Genomic DNA, 17,460 nt, shown 5'->3' on the forward strand with positions numbered 1-17,460 from the left:
GTGAAACTTTAATCAGTGGGGGGGTTATTCCCACTGATTATTAGTTTGCACTAAATCTTTTTATTGACGACAATAAATGTAAGCGTTATCGTTAAGTTGTTAACAGTACATACAAAGGGGAGAATGTATATGTTAGTTCAAACTATATTTGGTATGGATAAGTCTAAAAAATTAGGGGATTATGTGAACGCATTACAAGTACTTTGTGAACAATATAATGTTGAAACAGATAAAATTGCAATTGTTGAGGCGACAGAAGAGTACTATTTATTTTTAGTAAAGCAAGAAGATTGCTACGATGTTGTCAAAGTAGAAACAGTGGATACAAATATCGACTATTATACGAAAGCATATAAAATAAGTAGTTTTAATCATACTGCTTATCAAAAGTAAAAAAACTCCCTTTCGGGAGTTTTTTTAGGATGCTTTTACTTCATGAGATTCGGTAAGTAAGGGTACTCTTTTCGCACCGCTTAGCTTAGCGATTGTAAAGCCGATAAGAGCTCCGGCTGATGCTGGTATTAGCCAGCCAATTCCTTCATTATATAAAGGGATAAATTCAAAATATGGTGTGATATATGAAATTGAAATACCACCTTGTTTTAATCCATCAAATACGCTCACTACGGCTGCACCAATTAAAGCACCTACATAAACAGAGCGATATCCGCCGAAGTATTTATGCAGTAACGATAGTAGAACGAGTACGATTGCAATTGGATATACAACAAGTAAAATTGGAACAGAGATGGCAATGATTTTTGTTAAACCTAAGTTAGCAACTAGTAACCCTAAAGCGCAAATGATACTTGCAAACATTTTGTATGAAAATTTTGTAAATAATGTTGAGAAATATTGACTACATGCAGATACGAGTCCAACACATGTCGTTAAACAAGCGAGTGTAACAATCAGAGCTAGTAGAAGTAAGCCGTATGGACCGAATAATTGTTGTACGATTACAGTAAGTAGTTGTCCCCCATTCTTTGCGTATCCGAGTGAGACGCTAGTTGCACCGAGCCAGCCAAGTGCACCATATACAAGTACGAGACCGGTAGCGGCAATAAGTCCTGCTTTCGCTGTTGCGATGGCAATGGACTTACGATCTTTCACACCTTTAGAGCGAATGGCATTTACAACGATAATTCCAAATGCAAGTGCTGAAATGGTATCCATTGTTAAGTATCCTTCCATAAAGCCTTTGAAGATTGGAGAAGTTTGATACTCTTGCATTGCTGGTCCTGATTGCCCAAGTGGTGTAAATACACTTTTAACAAATAATAAGAAAATAGAGAGTAATAAAATAGGTGTTAATATATTTCCAATGCGATCGACAAGTTTAGATGGATTTAAACTAAGCCAAAATACGATAGCAAAGAAGATGACGGTATATAAAAATAGTGCTAGGTTACTAGAGCGAATTGTTTCTGGTAAGAAAGAACTAACACCCATTTCATAAGCGACATTTGCAACGCGTGGAATTCCCATAGAAGGACCGATTGCAATGTATACAACTACCGTAAAGAATATTCCGAATAATGGATGAACATGACTTGCTAGTTGTTGCATACCGTTTCCTGATAAAGAAATTGCAATAACAGTTAATAATGGTAAACCGACTCCTGTTAGTAAAAATCCAATCATTGCTGGCCAAAAGTTTTCACCTGCATTTTGTCCAAGTATGGGAGGGAAAATTAAATTACCTGCCCCAAAAAATAAAGAAAATAGCATAAGACCTGTGAAAAAAATATGTGTTTTTGATACAGTGTTCACTGTTTTTCCTCCTTTTTTAAATTCATTTGTAAGAACACAAAAAACTCGCCCCTAAAGAAAGGGACGAGTTATATTTACCCGCGATACCACCCTAATTTATACATGTAGAAATGATTCTATATGTATACGGCTTTACAACGTACAACATGATACGTGTTCCTTGTAACGGGGGACAGCCGGTAAGAACTTACTACAGCATTCGGTTCTACTTCTCGGAGATGATTTTCGGCTATGCACTGAACGTTGGCTTTCAGCAAATCGCCAACTCTCTGGGGGACAGTCCTATAACGTACTCGTTCTCGTCAATGAATTTTTATTCAAGTATTCTGACAGTATTGTTACATGTTTTTTTGCGAAAGTCAATATTTTTTTAAAAAGATATATTTATATGGGAAATATCAAAAGTAATATGCTTTGTTTTGAAGTGAAGGGCTGATGTAAGTTAGATTGTAAAACGGGAGTAAAAATTTGTAGAGAATTGTAAAATTTGTGGAGAAAGTTGATATTTATAGGAGTAAAGAAGGTATTGTTTGAATTTACAGAGAATAATACAACAATCCACTTGCTGGAAAGAACAAACCAAAAGAGGTGACTGGAATGCTTGCGATGGGAGTATTATTTGGCATTATTGCTATAATTGGTTTTATGTGGTTATATTATTCGCGTTCGTTTAAACAAGCAGAAGTTTTACTCTTTCAAAAAGGTAGTTTGTTGACAAATCAGTCTAGATATTTAGTATGTCCGAAGTGTGGAAGTGCACAGGCCAGAAGTGGAGGATATCAAGAGTGTTGCAAAATTAGATTATGAAAGAAGGAAGCCTCACATTATTTTGTGAGGCTTCCTTCCTTACAATTTCATGGCGCTCCAAATTGTCCACCGATCTCTTTCGATAATAGGAGAGGTGTTTTGTAATGCAGTCTGTACTTGTTGTAGAAGTTGAGAAAGTTCGTGATCTGTTAATTCGTATAGAATGGATCGACCTGTTCGAGGTGATAAATCTTGTAGCAATGCTTCTACAGAATCATGTATTTTTCGTACTTCCCATTGTGTTTGAGTGGGGAACACGTGAAGAAAATATTTTTGTAATTCTTGTTGTATCGTGGTGGTTTTTGGACGTCTTTTTGCTTCTATTTCAATGAGCTTTGGAAAGGTAGAGAAAAAATATCCACGGATGTGTTCGGGGCTTCCAGGAATTGTACAATCTTCAATAGTTCGGTCTTGTACAATAAGTACACCGTTTTTCTTTAATATACGAGAAGCTTCACGTAGAAATGTAGGAATGTCTTGTAAATGATGAATAACTGCGCGCGAAATAACAATGTCGAATGTATCGTTAGGATATGGAATGCCATGTGCATCACCGTGAATGAATGAAATGTTTGAAAATCCGCTACAATTTTCTTTTGCAGCCTGTAATATTTCTTTTGAAAAATCAAGCCCAACAATACTTTTTGCTCCCATAAGAGCAAGTTCTTTCGTATAAATCCCGCCACCACAGCCGATATCAATTATTTGCTTGTTTTGTATATTTGTAATGCTTTTTATCATTTCCCCCCAAGAAATATGGGCGTTTCGCTGTGCGTATGTGTATTTATTATTTGCATCGTGAAAATTAATGGACATGAAAAACCCTCCTTTCAATGCTTAGTATAGCGTATTTTATAGTGTGTCACGTTTTTGTTTTTTATATGAAGATTATAAGAATTTCTTATTGTAAAAGGAGGATTAAGTTGAAAAGGAAATATGTATTGTTGTTATTTGCTATGTTACTAGCATCTTGTAGTCAAGTTGAGCAAAAAAAAGAAACAAAAAAAGTGGAAGAGACGGTGAATGAAGTGAAAGAAACAATAGGGGTAACCGTTATACAAAAAAAACATACAGAGAAAAAGTTACAGGAATCAGAAGCTAAGGTAGTAATAGACATTATGGATAAAGCTGAGAAACAAGAAATAACAGGTAGCTTCGGTGAACCTGAATATGAAATACAAATTAGTAGAGATGGAAAAAAAGAAACATATTATGCATGGCTAAGAGGGGAAGACAGACGAGGATGGGTACAACATAAGAAAGCTATGTATATGCTGAATAAAAAAGATACGGAAAAGCTTTTAGCTATATTTCCAAATGTTTCAGAACAAAAAGAAGATGAGGTACAGGTAGGTCCTTTAACGGAAGTAACAAAAAAAGATTTGCAGATTACCGCGTTCCATATTAAAGCAGGCGATCAAAAAGTGAATTATACGGTACGGTATACGATTTCACAATCATTATACAACAAGTTAGAGAAGGAACAAGAATATTATTTGCAAGTCATTTTCCCAGAAAAAGTTCAAAAATTAATTGGAAAAAAAGAAAGTGAAAAAATTTCAGGTGAAAAGGTAAAGGAAGGGTATAAACAGTATGAATTGCATGCTACTGTTCCGGTAAAAGATGCTTCAGAATCACAATTAAAGTCATTAGAAACATATTATGAAAATTATGATTTGAAAATATTAAATAGTAAAAAAGAAAAAATAGGTGTTTTTCAAAATATCATTCAAATTGTTAAAGAGTATGGTGAAAAAATGAATTTACAAAGATAAGGTGAAACTTTAATTAGCCCTGACGGATTGGGATGAATGTAATTTGTAAAGTCTATATGGCCTTTCCTAGGAAATGATAATAGAGAGGGAAAACCCCCTCTCTATTACTTTGCTTTTGCAGATGGCTCATTCATTGATTTTCGCGTAATAAGAAAAGAAATCATAAGAGCGGAAAGGATGATAAGAGTGATAAAGACATGATTGGGCAACAAATCTAATAATAATACGTAACTAACGGTATAAAAAATAAGAGTTGAAGCTAAAAACGATAGAACACCTATTATGAGAGATTGTAAGTTCATTTATATGCACCTCCTTTTATTTATATTTTTGTCTAAAAATGGATTAAATAAACATTGTTTCTAACAATAGAAAAAAATATGTCATAATAGAGAAAACAATAAATTTTGATGAATGAAAATGATTCATGAATGAGAGATAAAGGAGAGGAATATGAAAAATAATAAAAAAGGATTATGGGGAATTATTGTTGCAATGGGGCTATTTTTACTTTCTAAGTTAAAGTGGGTATTTGCAATTTTTAAATTAGCAAAGTTTTCAACGGTATTTAGTATGTTTCTATCACTTGGAGCATACGCGGTTCTTTATGGTTGGAAATTTGGTGTAGCACTCATTTATTTGTTGTTTGTTCATGAAATGGGCCATTTATGGGCGGCAAGAAGAAAAGGAATACCAACATCGCCTGCGATCTTTATCCCGTTTATGGGGGCTCTTATTGGAATGAAAGAGATGCCGAAAAATGCAAAAGATGAAGCGTATATTGCCTATATGGGACCTCTTTTTGGATTACTTTCATTTTTACCAGCTATTCCGCTTTACATGATAACGAAAGAGCCATTTTGGGCGCTCATTATTTTACTTGGAAGCATGATTAATTTTTTTAATTTAATTCCAGTTTCTCCGTTAGATGGAGGACGGATTATTTCAGTTGTAAGTACGAAAATTTGGGGAGCAGGGCTTGTTTTGCTACTTGGCTATTCAATTTATTTTAAAAGTATTTTGGGAGGATTTATTTTTATTATCGGCTGTATGGAATTGTATAGAGTAATAAAAAGAGATGAGCCAATTAAGGGATTAGGATATAGAATTGATGGAATGAAAGAATATGTTGCGAGGCTTGAAGAGGAGTTAAAAGAAACTGGTGCAGTACATCGAAATATATATATGATGCAACATGAAATAAATGTATTAAGGCAAAAAGAAAGAGAGAAAGAATTAAAAACAGGAGAATTTCAAAAGATTGAAGTGTTAGAGTATCTTTTACCAAAGTTTGAGCCACTGGATTACGTCCCATATGAAGATGAAAAAGAAACACATACAATTCATATAAGAGAAGCATTTGAAATGTCAGAAAGAAAATTAAAGGAATGGGAGACAGAAAAGAGACAACAGGAAAACTATTATAAAGTGGATATGAAAACAAAATGGACAGTATTTGCTTGTTATATCGGATTAATGGCTATACTCGGTTACACAGCTTATGAAGGATATATTGTTTTACAAGAACATTTGCCAACGAGAAATGTATAGAAGAATATTGTCGAAATGATAGGAAGGATTTATACAGGAATTATATTTCTACGAGAGAATGTTACAAGTATAGTGTTACATTGTAATATCTTTAGTAGAGAAGGAGTTCTGTATATGAAGAAATTGTTAAGTGTATTCGGGATTATTATCGTAATGATCATTGCGAGCTATAGTCTTATGAAGGTGTTATTACATTATGCGAATAAGCCCGCTGGGGTAAGTACAACAGCTGAAATAGAAGATGTGCAAGAAGAGACAAAAGTGCTTGATTTTATTCGTATGACACATGAAAGTTATAATAATTTCTTAAATTATGGTAAGGCAGAGAATTATACAGATGGGGACTGGAACCAATTTAAGAAATGGTTCCAACAACAAGAATCATCCTTAAAAAATATACATACAGAAATAAAAAATGATAAGATAAAACGCGATGTAAATAGAAGTTATGAAATTGTAAAAAAAGGTGTAGAACTTCAAAATATTGAGTATGTAGTGTATGCTCATCGTGTATATCATGACTTAGATATTATCGTAAATAAATATAAAGGTGAAACGAATATCTGGGGGTATACAGAATTTGGAGATGGGAAAGATATAAGGGTAATTGAACAAGCTATACAGTCCAAATAATAAGCTAGCTAGCATTCTAGTTGGCTTATTTTCTTTTGTAAGCGCAATGTTCATATATTTTTCACAAAAACACCGTGTTAATAGTGATTAAAATCACAATCTGTATTATACAATTCAGTTAAACTAAAAACAGTTAAGGAAATAGAGGAGTGGGATACAATGTTAAGTGAAAAAACAATCGAAATCGTAAAGTCAACAGTACCATTATTACAAGAAAAAGGCGTTGAAATTACAACGAGATTTTATCAAATTTTATTTTCGGAACATCCGGAGTTATTGAATATTTTCAACCATACGAATCAGAAAAAAGGAAGACAACAACAAGCGTTAGCGAATGCTGTTTATGCAGCTGCAACTTACATTGATAATTTAGAAGTTATTATTCCAGTTGTAAAACAAATAGGTCATAAGCATAGAAGTTTAGGTATTAAAGCGGAACATTATCCAATTGTAGGTACATGTTTACTACGTGCAATTAAAGAGGTCGCAGGTGCACCTGATGAAGTTTTAAACGCATGGGGAGAAGCTTATGGTGTCATTGCTGATGCATTCATTAGCATTGAAGCAGAGATGTATGAGGAAGCTGCGCATAAAGAAGGCGGATGGAAAGATTTCCGTAACTTTGTAGTTGTTAAAAAAGTGAAGGAAAGCGATGTTATTACGTCATTTTATTTAAAACCTGAAGATGGAGGGAAAGTTTCTTCATTCATCCCAGGACAATATGTAACGATTCAAATAAATATTGAAGGCGAAACATATACACATAATCGTCAATATAGCTTATCGGATGCTCCTGGAAAAGAATATTATCGTATTAGTGTAAAGAAAGAAAAAGGTGTAGATACACCGGACGGTAAAGTATCTAACTACTTACATGATCATGTAGAAGAAGGAGATATGTTACCAGTAAGTGCACCAGCAGGAGATTTCGTATTAAATATGGATTCAACATTACCAGTTGTACTAATTAGTGGTGGAGTAGGTATTACACCAATGATGAGTATGCTAAATACGTTAATTGAACAAGACTCAAAACGTAATGTATATTTTGTTCATGCAGCGCTAAATAGTAATACACATGCAATGAAAGAACACGTTGAGGCAGTAGATAATGAATACGAACAAGTTAAAGCATATACTTGTTATTCTGCACCAACTGAAAAAGATTTGGAAATGAAGAACTTTGATAAAGAAGGTTTCATTGAAAGAGAATGGTTACAAACTATTATTCCGACAATTGAAGCAGAGTTTTATTTCTGTGGTCCAGTAGCATTTATGAAGCATATAAATGCTGCACTAACTGATTTAGGTGTGAAACAAGAGCATATTCATTATGAATTTTTTGGTCCAGCAGCAAGCTTACAATAGAGTGAGCTTGAATAAGAAAAAAACGAGGGGTTATTTCACCTCGTTTTTTGTTTGTTCTCGTAATAGTCGATTTACTGTCTCGCGGCGTATACCTATGAGTTGACCAATTTCGGTTTGTGTTAATATTTCATATATTGGAATGTCACCTAAATATAGTGTGAACCACTCTTGTAAACGATGAAGACGTTCTTTCGGAGAAACGGTTGTCAATTGATCGATACGCTGTTGCATCATTCTTAATTTTGATTGTAATTGCATAGCGATATTTGCATAGGATGCAGGATTTGCCTGGAGTTGATCGTACCATTCATTGCTAAGTATAGGTTCAACTTCTGTTTTCATTAAAGCGATTGCTGTACCGTGATATTCCTTCGGTGAAATTAAAGAATGGTGAGGTATTGTTTCACCTGGAACGATAATGTTGAATAAAAACGGTGTTCCATCTTCTTCTATTCTTACTACTTTTAATAAACCTGTTTTTATAAAATACAAAGGACCATCCTCGCCTTGACGGAATAGTACGTCTCCCTTATGTAGAATCAATGTTAGCCCCCCATTTAAACATTTCAATATCTTCTATTTTAGCGTATAAGTATAAAGACAATATACTATTTAAACTGCAATTTCATTGACGAAATATATGCTATTACAGTAGTATACTATTTAGTGTGTAATAGTACTAGCAATGAATACGCTGTAGGGGGTTTAGTATATTGTTAGATGCGATAAAAATGACGGATATGAGAATTCCGGCGAATGCTATCATTCATGTAGAAGAGATGAAAGGTGGAGTCGTGTTATCCGTTGAAGTAGACGGCCAAATTATTTATACGATGGCTTATGATGAAGAAACAGATAGTTATGCTGAATTATATGATCGAAACGATAAGAGGGCGTGCCAAGTACATGAGGATTTTATGGGATGGTCACTTCTTCATTAAAAAAGATGTCAATATGACATCTTTTTTTATTAAACCGATAGAATATACAAAGAAATGAAATATAAGGATAAAATTTGTAATAAATGATTTTGCATTGTTAGCACTTTGTAACTGCAAGTGAATTATTTTTTCGCTATCATAAAGATAACAGTCGCAGTTATAGGAGTGGTCAACTTGAAGAAATTACATATTTCCAATTATATGTTATTATGTGTTTGTTTAATTTTATTTGTTCTCTTAGGAAGTTTTTTATATTCATGCGTATAAGAAAAACGCATTCTAAAAAGAACGCGTTATAAAAAAGAAGTAATGATTAATCTAGTTCCAAGAATCATTAATGTGATACGTAATAAATTAATTACGGCCTTACCACTTAGTTTTGTATTAATATAAGCCCCGATTTTCCCGCCAATCCATGCACCAGGAATAAGAATTAATGCGTAAATCCAGCTGACATTTCCAAGGGAGATGTGAGTTGCGGAACTTACAATTGCTGATAGAAATACAATAAACATCGAAGTTGCTACAGCAATATGTGCTGGGAATGCAAAAAGTAGCATCATTGCAGGAACAAGTAAGGCACCGCCACCAATTCCAAATAAACCAGATATAAATCCAACTATAAAGGCGATAAAGATAGCGAGAAGCGGTGGGAATTGATAGTGTACAGTGTTCCCTTCGTTATCTGTAAAAGAACGCTTAATTACAGTCATATTTGATAAAGAAAGGGGTTTTAATTTGTCTCGTAACATAAGAAGAATGGAGACAAAAATAAGGAAAATCCCAAAATATAAAGAAAATGTATCTTGATTTAAAAATTTATTTGCCCACGAGCCGATGATACCACCAGGGCCACTCCCAATAAATAAAATAAGTCCACTTTTGTAATCTACTCGTTTATGCTTCATATAAGTAAGGGTGGAAGATAGTCCTGTAAAAACGACTGTTACCATTGAAGTTCCTACTGCAAGTTGTGGTGATAGGCTGTGTAATCCGATTAATAACGGAACGATAATAATTCCGCCACCAAGTCCGACTAGACTCCCGACTGTTCCGGCGATTAGCCCGATGAAAAGTAACATGATGTATTCCAAAATTGCCAACTCCTCTATATAACTTAACCACTAATTATTATACACGCTTTTTAATAAGAAAAAGGTTTGTTCACAAAAAAGTCGTCTTCCTAGAAAAATAAGGAAGACGACTTTTTATTAAAAGATAAAGTGTAATAAAGTGTAAAATAGAGCAGCTAAAGAAGCTGAAATAGGAAGTGTAATAACCCATGTAATTAACATACGTTTTGCAGTTCCCCATTTTACACCTTTCACACGATGAGAAGCACCAACCCCTAAAATAGAAGAAGAGATAACGTGCGTTGTACTAACTGGTAAGTGAATGAATGTTGCACCGAAAATAACAAGTGATGATGATAAATCGGCTGCTACACCATTTACAGGACGAATTTTCATAATTTGTCCACCGACAGTTTTAATGATTTTCCATCCGCCGACAGAAGTACCAAGCCCCATTGCAATTGCACAAGATAATTGTACCCAGAACGGGATGTCGCTAGAAGTATGATAGTTATTGGCCATAAGAGCCATCGTAATGATTCCCATTGCTTTTTGCGCATCATTCGTACCATGCGTATAAGCTTGTAATGCAGCAGTGAAAATCTGGAATATACGGAAGTTTTTGTTCGTTTTCGTTAAATTAAAGTTTTTAAAGACTACTTTAAAAATACTGTATACGATATAACCAATAACAAAAGCGATAATCGGTGAAATGATTAAAGCTTCAAGAATTTTGATAAACCCTTTAAGGTTTAATGAGCTAATACCGGCAGCAGCGATAGCTGCACCTGCGATTGAGCCAATAATTGCATGCGAAGAACTACTTGGAATACCGTAGTACCAAGTGATTAAATTCCATGCTATTGCCGCAAGTAAAGCAGCTAAAATTACAAGAGAACCATTTTGCAAGGCAAATGGGTCAACGATATCTTTTGTAATCGTTTTTGCTACACCTGTAAATGTCATCGCACCTAAAAAGTTCATAATAGCTGCCATAATAATTGCATGTCTAGGCTTTAGAGCTTTCGTTGAAACAGCCGTTGCAATAGCGTTTGCTGTATCGTGAAATCCATTGATAAAGTCAAAAGCTAAAGCGCAAATGACTACTAAAACGGTCAGTATCAAGAGTGTATCCATGATCAAACTCCTTACGCGTTCTTCATAATAATTGTTTCTAATACGTTTGCAACGCTTTGGCAGCTATCCGCTACTTCTTCAAGCTCTTCGTAAATCTCTTTGTATTGAATAATCTTAATCGGATCTTTTTCACGAGAGAATAAGTGCTTAATCGCATGACGGCGAATATCATCACATTGTGATTCGTAATCCTTAATCTTAATCGCGTTCGTACGAATGTCGACTAACTTCTTTTTAGACATTAGTTCAACAGAGTTTGCAATCTCAATGGCACATTGATTAATTGCTTCTACGAACTTAATCATGTATTCATCAGCTTCTGTAATAGAATACATTTCGAATAGACCAGCACTGTGATCTAATCCGTCTAATACATCATCCATACTCATTGCAAGCTGTAGGATGTCCTCACGTTCAATAGGAGTAATAAACGCTTTGTTTAGCTCCATTATGATTTCGTGAATAAATGAGTCACCTTTTGACTCATACTCTTTCATGCGCATAGAAAACTCTTTTAAATCGCTAGCATTTTTAATTTTATACTCCACGAAAAACTGCGCGCCTTCTTTTAAATTTTCAGAAACATTCATTAACATTTCAGAAAATTTATCTTTTTTTGATTTAAAGACCATTATTAGTTACCCCCACAAAAGTAATATATGTAAAATATATTGGCTAGTCAATTCTAACAAAAAACTGTCGTTTTTTAAAACATTTTATCGAAAAGTTTACAAAAACTTAACATAACTCTCATTGTTGTATTAATAATATTAATAATCAATAATGAATATCTTACTTGTAGAATGTCCTTTTCTTGCAAAAAGTATGAATGTGAAAGAAAAGCTTTACACTATAGGAAAGACTACGTTATTATAATAAATTTAAAAGGAGGTATATTCTTCCTTTTGAAAAGAAGAGTGTAAACAAACGAAGGAAGTGAACGAATGAAATTGAAGAACACTCACTTAAAAAAAATGCAGGAGTGGTTCAACAAGAGGAAGAAACTTCGTAATTCATTAATTGTATTAGGAAGTTTACTCGCTACTCTATTTATTGCTATAAATATAATAATTTCCATTCAAGACATAACTGAATTAAAACAAGCTGTTCCGCAACCGACCTTAATTTATGATGCAAATAATGAAGTTGCGACTAAATTAGCTTCTTCTAAAACAGAAGGTGTGAAAAGGAAAGATATTCCTGATGTTATGGTTCAGGCAATTGTTGCAGTAGAAGATAAGGAGTTTTTTAACCATCACGGTATTTACTATAGTGGAATTATAAGTGCAGTTTTTAAAAATATTACAGCAGGAGAAGTTGTAGCAGGTGGAAGTACAATTACACAACAACTTGCGAAAAATGTATTTCTAACGCAAGACCGCACGTTTTCACGCAAAATAAAGGAATATTTTTTAACAAAAAAAATAGAACGTACGTATACGAAAGATGAAATTATCGAAATGTATATGAATCAAATTTATTTTGGTGAAGGTGCTTGGGGTATAAAAAGGGCAGCTAAATCTTATTTTGATAAAGATGTAAAAGATTTAACAATTTCAGAGGCTGCAACGATTGCAGGATTAATTAAAGCACCATCTGCGTATTCACCTTATAAAAACTTTAATAAATCCATCGAAAGACGTAATGTTGTATTAAGTTTAATGAAAGAGCAAGGGTATATTTCTGACGAACAGTATAATAAAGAAAAAGAGAGCGGTCTTGTGTTAAAACGTGGTGTTGATGATAAATACAAGGGGAAATACTCTCAATATGTAGACTATATTGTTAGAGAAGCGATGGATAAGTACGAATTAACACAAAATGAAATTTTAGCAGGTGGCTATCGTATTTATACAGAGCTTGATCCGAAAAAACAACAGGCTGTAGAAGATGTTGTGAATAATAATAGTTATTTCAAAGATAGTGGCTCAGATCAACTTATGCAAACAGGTGTAGTTCTTATGAATCCAAAAACAGGTGGTGTACCAGCTTTAGTTGGAGGGAGAGGGCCATATCAGTTTTTACAGTTTAACCATGCAACCCAATTAAAAAGACAACCTGGCTCAACGTTAAAGCCTCTGGCTGTATATGTACCAGCGTTAGAGCAAGGGTATGAAGTATACGACATATTAAAAGATGAACCATTTAATATTAAAGAATATAAACCGCAAAATAGCGATCATACTTTTCACGGTGATGTGACAATGTATGAAGCAGTGGCAAAGTCGTACAATGTTTCAGCTGTTTGGCTATTAGAGCAAATTGGATTAGATAAAGGATTGAAATCTTTAGAGCGATTTGGTATTCCATTAGTGCCAGAAGATCGTACGTATCCGATTGCTTTAGGCGGTATGCATGTGGGGACATCTCCATTTGTAATGGCTCAAGCATACAGTACATTTGCAAATGACGGTGTCCAAGTGGAAGCTCATGCAATTAGAGAGATACAAAATGCTGAAGGTGAAACGCTTGGCAAGTGGTATAAGAAAGAGACACGAGTGACGAGCGAGAAAATTTCTCAAAAGATGACATATTTATTAAAAGGTGTTGTCGAAAAGGGGACGGGCGAAAAGGCGAAAGTTACTAATGTTGATACGGCAGGTAAGACAGGAACTACTCAAATTGTAAATGGCCCGAGCACCGGTGCAAAGGATTCATGGTTTGTTGGGTACACACCAGATTTGGTAGGTGCAATTTGGGTAGGATATGATAAAACAGATAGCGATCATTATGTTCCGGGCGGGAGTCAAATTACGACGACAATGTTCCGGGATATTATGAAAAAAGCGAACGCAAATCCAACTCAAAAAGCATTCCAGTTATCGCTTATATCTGAGGCTGATTATAAAAAACAATTGACTACAATAGAAGAGGAAAAACGAAGAAAAGAAGAAGAGAAGAGAAGGAAAGAAGAGGAACAACAACGAAAACAAGAGCAACAAGAGTGGCTTGATAAAGTGAAAGAATGGATTCCTTCATTTTGGTAAAAGAAAGAGGCGAATAAAGAAATTCGCCTCTTTTTTTGTATGAAAACAAAATGAAATTTTAATCGGTAGAGATTTTTGTCTATCTTAATTAGCTATTAATCCATATCCCTTGAGATATATAATATTACTCGTTAAGTATAATATTCGTACTGCCAAGGGATTCGGAATCGTATGTGACGATTATTTTTCCTTTACTAATAGGTTCGTAAGGTAATTCTTCCTCATAATTACCATTATTTTCATTATGGATAGAAAGCATGATTTCATCAATTTCTTTATTTTTATACTGATCTTTAATTGTTTCAGCAATTTGAAGTAAGGATTCGGAACTAGAAGCTTGCGTAATAAGCATTCCTTTTATAACTTTTTTTTCATTCTTTGTAGCATTGGAATAAGGGATGTTGCTTTGTTTTGTATACAAAAGTTTGTATGGAACAGTTTTTCTCTCTGCTTTTGATATAGTGGAATATTTTAGAGTTAAAAAAAATCCTACACATAAAATAATGCATACCATAAGAGCAAACCAAATGCGTATTAGTGACATAACTCTCATTTTCATCCCTCTTTCATATCTTTGACTTCACTATTTATCATACAAAATGAGGATTAAGATAGAGTAAATTTGAGGTAAAGAAACGTAAAGAAGGAGCACTTATCCTCCCAAATAAGTGCTCCTTTCTATATAAAGAGAGATTTAATGCACGGTTAAACAATACATATTATTATAAAAATACTTATTGAGTGAAAATTAGTAAATTCGGAATACTGATAGTGTTGCAGTTGTATCGCCTGTATTAGGAATAGAAATAGTGTTTGCTGTAGGCTGTATAGAAATCGTTGTACCAGCTTGTAAAGTAACGATTGTAGAGAAAGAAACAGCACTACCGATAACGTTAGTTGAGAAATTACGAGTAGGTGGTTGGCCATTGAATGAAATACCGAATCCAAATGGTGAAGATCCTGGGAAAGTTGTAGATGCTGAGAAACTAATATCATATACGCCTGTTTCTAAAATTGTTAAAGTATCTGCAGTGTCATTAAAATTAATGTTATTTATTTCGAAAACTTGATTAAATTGGATGTTTGTTCCAGGTAATATAGTTTGTGGGTTTGAGTTTCCGATTGCCGCGATAGTTACAGGAATTGGAGTACCCGCTGGTCCTGTTGCACCAGTAGCACCAGCCGGTCCTTGAGCACCAGTAGCACCAGTAGCACCAGTAGCGCCTGTTGCGCCGGCCGGTCCTTGAATACCTTGAGGCCCTTGAGGTCCAGTAGCACCTTGAACACCAGCTGGTCCTTGTGCGCCTTGAGGCCCTTGAGGTCCAGTAGCACCTTGAGCACCAGCTGGTCCTTGAGGCCCAGTAGCACCTTGAGCACCCGCCGGTCCTCGAGAGGTCCGGTAGCCCCTGTAGCACCAGTAGCCCCTGTTGCTCCTCCGCCTCCAAGGCAACCTGATCCGTATTGAACTAGAATAGTTTGGATCTCTGTTATAAGTCTAACTAGTTTGTCGATCGTACAACAATCTACTTTGAATAACTTAGCGATATACAATATATAATTAAGCAGGCTTTGTAGCTCAACGTACAATGCTCCGCATGAGAAAGGTGTTGTTCTTAAAATAGTTAATAGATTAGCAATAATAGAATTTCCAATTTGTTTTTGTGCTGGAGATAAATCTAAGCAATTGAGGAATTTTTGTAAGTTATTTAGGGCAGCGATCAAGTTATCGATATTATTTTGAGAAGGGTTTTGAAAGACAGCTTGAATAGCTTGGCCAAGAGCTTGAAGAAGTCTAACAAATTCTGTAAGTTCGGACTTAGAGATGTTAATATGACTGCAAGCTCTGACTTCGCAACAATCATTACCATAAAATACTTTTCCTTTATTTTTATTGTTCATCTGTTCATTCCTTTCTTTCATAGAATCAATAGTCATTACTATATATTAAAATGAAATTTATACTAAATCCGTGATGGACAAACTACCATTTCTAAAAAAATAAGAAATTGGCCCATCTAACAAAAAATAAATAAGATATAGAGAAGGTTTTATATAATGTAAAGAAGAAAAGTTCAACATAAAAAACTGCATGTCAATTGTTGAGGGATTTAACAATTGACATGCAGTTAGTAGATTGGATTTTATTTGTATTGATTTAATCTTTCAAGGGCTGTTTTAGGTAAGGTTGGAATTGAAATAGTAAAAGTAGTACCATCTTCATTACTAGTCATTTTTAATGTACCGTTATGATTTTGAATAATTTTTTTCGTTACTGACAAGCCCAAACCTGTGCCGGAATCTTTTGTTGAGAAGAATGGATCAAAGATATATTCTTGAATCGCTGGTGGAATACCAGTCCCATTATCAGTGAAAGTAATACGAACAAAATTATCTAGGCGGTAACTAGTGATTTGGATAGAAAGTTTTTTTTCTCCTTGAGCATCGACAGCGTTTTGGAATAAGTTTAAAAAAACTTGCACAAGTTCATGACGATCAATATGAACTAAAATATCATCTAATTCGGTAGAAAAATTATAATCAATTGAAATGTTATGTAAAAAGACTTCGCTAGCTAGTAACTGTTGAATATACTCACGTAAAAATGTATTAATTGGAAAGGGTTCTCTTTTAAATTCACGTGTTTTTGAAATAGATAAAAATTTTGTAATGATACTATTTGCGCGATCTAATTCAGGAATAAGTAAGTTTTTAAATAGTTCTTTATTAGATGGAGAAACAGTTTCTTGTAAAAATTGTAAATACCCTCGTACGGTTGTAAGAGGATTACGTACTTCATGTGCAATACCAGCTGCGATTCGCCCTGCTAACGAAAATTTTTCTGCATCACGTTCTGTGTTTAAATAATGAAAGACACTAATAACTCTAAAAATCTCTCCGTTATAATCACGAATAATTCGGTTATTTAAAATGCCATAGTTTTTGTCTAAAACTTCTTCATTATATATTTCAGTGCCCGTTCTTAATGTTTCAAGAGCTTTAATTTTTTCTTCAGGCAATTTTAGTAATTGTTGAATTGGTTTTCCAATTATATCATTTCGTACTACACCAAAATCATCTGCTGCAGCTTGATTACATAAAGTTATATTTCCTTTATTATCAACAAAGGTTACATGATGTGAAAAAGCATCAAAAATATGAACAAAGTATGTTTCAAGTTGTTTAAATAAAAATAGTGAGTCGCAAGTAAGTTGAAAATCAGCCTCTTTATTCTCTTTTTGTATGTTTTGAATGGAATGAGTCGATCTTGTTTTCTTTATTTGTAAACCAATATGTGGATTTTTATATGTGAAATGATGTGGTAATTGATTCACAAGTTCTTCATAAAAACGTACTTTATTTTCTAGTTCTTCTATTCGATTTTCGTGAGATACAATATCATCGTTTGGAAGCATAA

General features: G+C 34.2%; 17 protein-coding genes, 1 pseudogene and 1 other annotated feature. Of the genes and pseudogenes, 8 read left to right on the forward strand and 10 right to left on the reverse strand.

What is annotated here, in order from left to right:
- The first annotated feature begins 54 nt into the window (after positions 1 to 54).
- Positions 55 to 393, forward strand: coding sequence for a DUF3992 domain-containing protein (locus tag ACQVV1_RS12675; protein ID WP_242251901.1), 339 nt, complete (start codon positions 55 to 57; stop codon positions 391 to 393).
- A 24-nt stretch (positions 394 to 417) separates the two neighbouring features.
- Here the strand turns inward: ACQVV1_RS12675 and brnQ3 are convergent, their stop codons facing one another.
- The gene (brnQ3, locus tag ACQVV1_RS12680) at positions 418 to 1,773 is read right to left on the reverse strand and encodes a branched-chain amino acid transport system II carrier protein BrnQ3 (RefSeq protein WP_431168934.1); all 1,356 of its coding nucleotides are present in this window, start codon (positions 1,771 to 1,773) and stop codon (positions 418 to 420) included.
- Between the two features lie 56 nt (positions 1,774 to 1,829).
- Positions 1,830 to 2,088, reverse strand: a binding site (T-box leader).
- A gap of 282 nt (positions 2,089 to 2,370) precedes the next feature.
- Here brnQ3 and ACQVV1_RS12685 point away from each other — a divergent pair.
- Entirely contained in the window at positions 2,371 to 2,580 is a 210-nt protein-coding gene (locus tag ACQVV1_RS12685; RefSeq protein ID WP_000880630.1) for a hypothetical protein, read from the forward strand.
- 39 nt (positions 2,581 to 2,619) lie between these two features.
- On the opposite strand, the gene ACQVV1_RS12690 is transcribed toward ACQVV1_RS12685, so the two are convergent.
- On the reverse strand, positions 2,620 to 3,396 hold the full coding sequence (locus tag ACQVV1_RS12690) for a class I SAM-dependent methyltransferase (protein ID WP_431168935.1): 777 nt from the start codon (positions 3,394 to 3,396) through the stop codon (positions 2,620 to 2,622).
- Between the two features lie 107 nt (positions 3,397 to 3,503).
- On the opposite strand from ACQVV1_RS12690, the gene ACQVV1_RS12695 reads away from it, so the two are divergent.
- Positions 3,504 to 4,355: a YhfM domain-containing protein gene (locus tag ACQVV1_RS12695; RefSeq protein WP_242251159.1), complete on the forward strand. Its 852-nt coding sequence runs from the start codon at positions 3,504 to 3,506 to the stop codon at positions 4,353 to 4,355.
- A 104-nt stretch (positions 4,356 to 4,459) separates the two neighbouring features.
- On the opposite strand, the gene ACQVV1_RS12700 is transcribed toward ACQVV1_RS12695, so the two are convergent.
- Positions 4,460 to 4,657: a hypothetical protein gene (locus ACQVV1_RS12700; protein WP_060630134.1), complete on the reverse strand. Its 198-nt coding sequence runs from the start codon at positions 4,655 to 4,657 to the stop codon at positions 4,460 to 4,462.
- Between the two features lie 151 nt (positions 4,658 to 4,808).
- Here ACQVV1_RS12700 and ACQVV1_RS12705 point away from each other — a divergent pair, with 151 nt between their 5' ends.
- From ACQVV1_RS12705 to hmpA, 3 genes are all read left to right on the forward strand, one after another.
- A complete protein-coding gene (locus tag ACQVV1_RS12705; protein WP_063224427.1) occupies positions 4,809 to 5,906 on the forward strand; it encodes a site-2 protease family protein in 1,098 nt (365 codons plus the stop codon).
- Between the two features lie 114 nt (positions 5,907 to 6,020).
- Positions 6,021 to 6,539: a hypothetical protein gene (locus ACQVV1_RS12710; protein ID WP_242251160.1), complete on the forward strand. Its 519-nt coding sequence runs from the start codon at positions 6,021 to 6,023 to the stop codon at positions 6,537 to 6,539.
- Between the two features lie 159 nt (positions 6,540 to 6,698).
- Positions 6,699 to 7,907: an NO-inducible flavohemoprotein gene (hmpA, locus tag ACQVV1_RS12715; RefSeq protein WP_242251161.1), complete on the forward strand. Its 1,209-nt coding sequence runs from the start codon at positions 6,699 to 6,701 to the stop codon at positions 7,905 to 7,907.
- A gap of 30 nt (positions 7,908 to 7,937) precedes the next feature.
- Here hmpA and ACQVV1_RS12720 read toward each other — a convergent pair whose 3' ends face one another.
- Positions 7,938 to 8,450, reverse strand: a complete 513-nt coding sequence (locus ACQVV1_RS12720; RefSeq protein WP_242251162.1) for a Crp/Fnr family transcriptional regulator — start codon at positions 8,448 to 8,450, stop codon at positions 7,938 to 7,940.
- A gap of 170 nt (positions 8,451 to 8,620) precedes the next feature.
- On the opposite strand from ACQVV1_RS12720, the gene ACQVV1_RS12725 reads away from it, so the two are divergent.
- On the forward strand, positions 8,621 to 8,848 hold the full coding sequence (locus ACQVV1_RS12725) for a hypothetical protein (RefSeq protein WP_000882907.1): 228 nt from the start codon (positions 8,621 to 8,623) through the stop codon (positions 8,846 to 8,848).
- Positions 8,849 to 9,141: 293 nt separating this feature from the next.
- Here the strand turns inward: ACQVV1_RS12725 and ACQVV1_RS12730 are convergent, their stop codons facing one another.
- From ACQVV1_RS12730 to ACQVV1_RS12740, 3 genes are all read right to left on the reverse strand, one after another.
- Entirely contained in the window at positions 9,142 to 9,942 is an 801-nt protein-coding gene (locus ACQVV1_RS12730; protein WP_060630138.1) for a sulfite exporter TauE/SafE family protein, read from the reverse strand.
- A 117-nt stretch (positions 9,943 to 10,059) separates the two neighbouring features.
- Complete coding sequence (locus ACQVV1_RS12735; RefSeq protein WP_063224423.1) at positions 10,060 to 11,058, reverse strand: inorganic phosphate transporter; 999 nt, start codon at positions 11,056 to 11,058, stop codon at positions 10,060 to 10,062.
- An 11-nt stretch (positions 11,059 to 11,069) separates the two neighbouring features.
- A complete protein-coding gene (locus tag ACQVV1_RS12740) occupies positions 11,070 to 11,690 on the reverse strand; it encodes a DUF47 domain-containing protein (RefSeq protein ID WP_063224422.1) in 621 nt (206 codons plus the stop codon).
- Positions 11,691 to 12,002: 312 nt separating this feature from the next.
- On the opposite strand from ACQVV1_RS12740, the gene ACQVV1_RS12745 reads away from it, so the two are divergent.
- A complete protein-coding gene (locus ACQVV1_RS12745; RefSeq protein ID WP_242251163.1) occupies positions 12,003 to 14,045 on the forward strand; it encodes a transglycosylase domain-containing protein in 2,043 nt (680 codons plus the stop codon).
- Between the two features lie 124 nt (positions 14,046 to 14,169).
- On the opposite strand, the gene ACQVV1_RS12750 is transcribed toward ACQVV1_RS12745, so the two are convergent.
- From ACQVV1_RS12750 to ACQVV1_RS12760, 3 genes and pseudogenes are all read right to left on the reverse strand, one after another.
- A complete protein-coding gene (locus ACQVV1_RS12750) occupies positions 14,170 to 14,598 on the reverse strand; it encodes a hypothetical protein (RefSeq protein ID WP_242251164.1) in 429 nt (142 codons plus the stop codon).
- 195 nt (positions 14,599 to 14,793) lie between these two features.
- Positions 14,794 to 15,980: pseudogene (locus ACQVV1_RS12755) on the reverse strand (Gly-Xaa-Xaa repeat protein).
- Between the two features lie 206 nt (positions 15,981 to 16,186).
- Positions 16,187 to 17,458, reverse strand: coding sequence for an ATP-binding protein (locus tag ACQVV1_RS12760; RefSeq protein WP_242251166.1), 1,272 nt, complete (start codon positions 17,456 to 17,458; stop codon positions 16,187 to 16,189).
- Positions 17,459 to 17,460: the final 2 nt, after the last annotated feature.

This window comes from Bacillus basilensis (assembly GCF_050630465.1).
Classification (GTDB): domain Bacteria; phylum Bacillota; class Bacilli; order Bacillales; family Bacillaceae_G; genus Bacillus_A; species Bacillus_A basilensis.

Coding starts and splice junctions, on each gene's coding strand:
- hmpA (WP_242251161.1), top strand. CDS start 6,699: ATGTTAAGTGAAAAAACAATCGAAATCGTAAAGTCAACAGTACCATTA.
- ACQVV1_RS12740 (WP_063224422.1), bottom strand. CDS start 11,690: ATGGTCTTTAAATCAAAAAAAGATAAATTTTCTGAAATGTTAATGAAT.
- ACQVV1_RS12705 (WP_063224427.1), top strand. CDS start 4,809: ATGAAAAATAATAAAAAAGGATTATGGGGAATTATTGTTGCAATGGGG.
- ACQVV1_RS12760 (WP_242251166.1), bottom strand. CDS start 17,458: ATGCTTCCAAACGATGATATTGTATCTCACGAAAATCGAATAGAAGAA.
- ACQVV1_RS12745 (WP_242251163.1), top strand. CDS start 12,003: ATGAAATTGAAGAACACTCACTTAAAAAAAATGCAGGAGTGGTTCAAC.
- ACQVV1_RS12750 (WP_242251164.1), bottom strand. CDS start 14,598: ATGAGAGTTATGTCACTAATACGCATTTGGTTTGCTCTTATGGTATGC.
- ACQVV1_RS12710 (WP_242251160.1), top strand. CDS start 6,021: ATGAAGAAATTGTTAAGTGTATTCGGGATTATTATCGTAATGATCATT.
- ACQVV1_RS12700 (WP_060630134.1), bottom strand. CDS start 4,657: ATGAACTTACAATCTCTCATAATAGGTGTTCTATCGTTTTTAGCTTCA.
- ACQVV1_RS12685 (WP_000880630.1), top strand. CDS start 2,371: ATGCTTGCGATGGGAGTATTATTTGGCATTATTGCTATAATTGGTTTT.
- ACQVV1_RS12690 (WP_431168935.1), bottom strand. CDS start 3,396: ATGTCCATTAATTTTCACGATGCAAATAATAAATACACATACGCACAG.
- ACQVV1_RS12735 (WP_063224423.1), bottom strand. CDS start 11,058: ATGGATACACTCTTGATACTGACCGTTTTAGTAGTCATTTGCGCTTTA.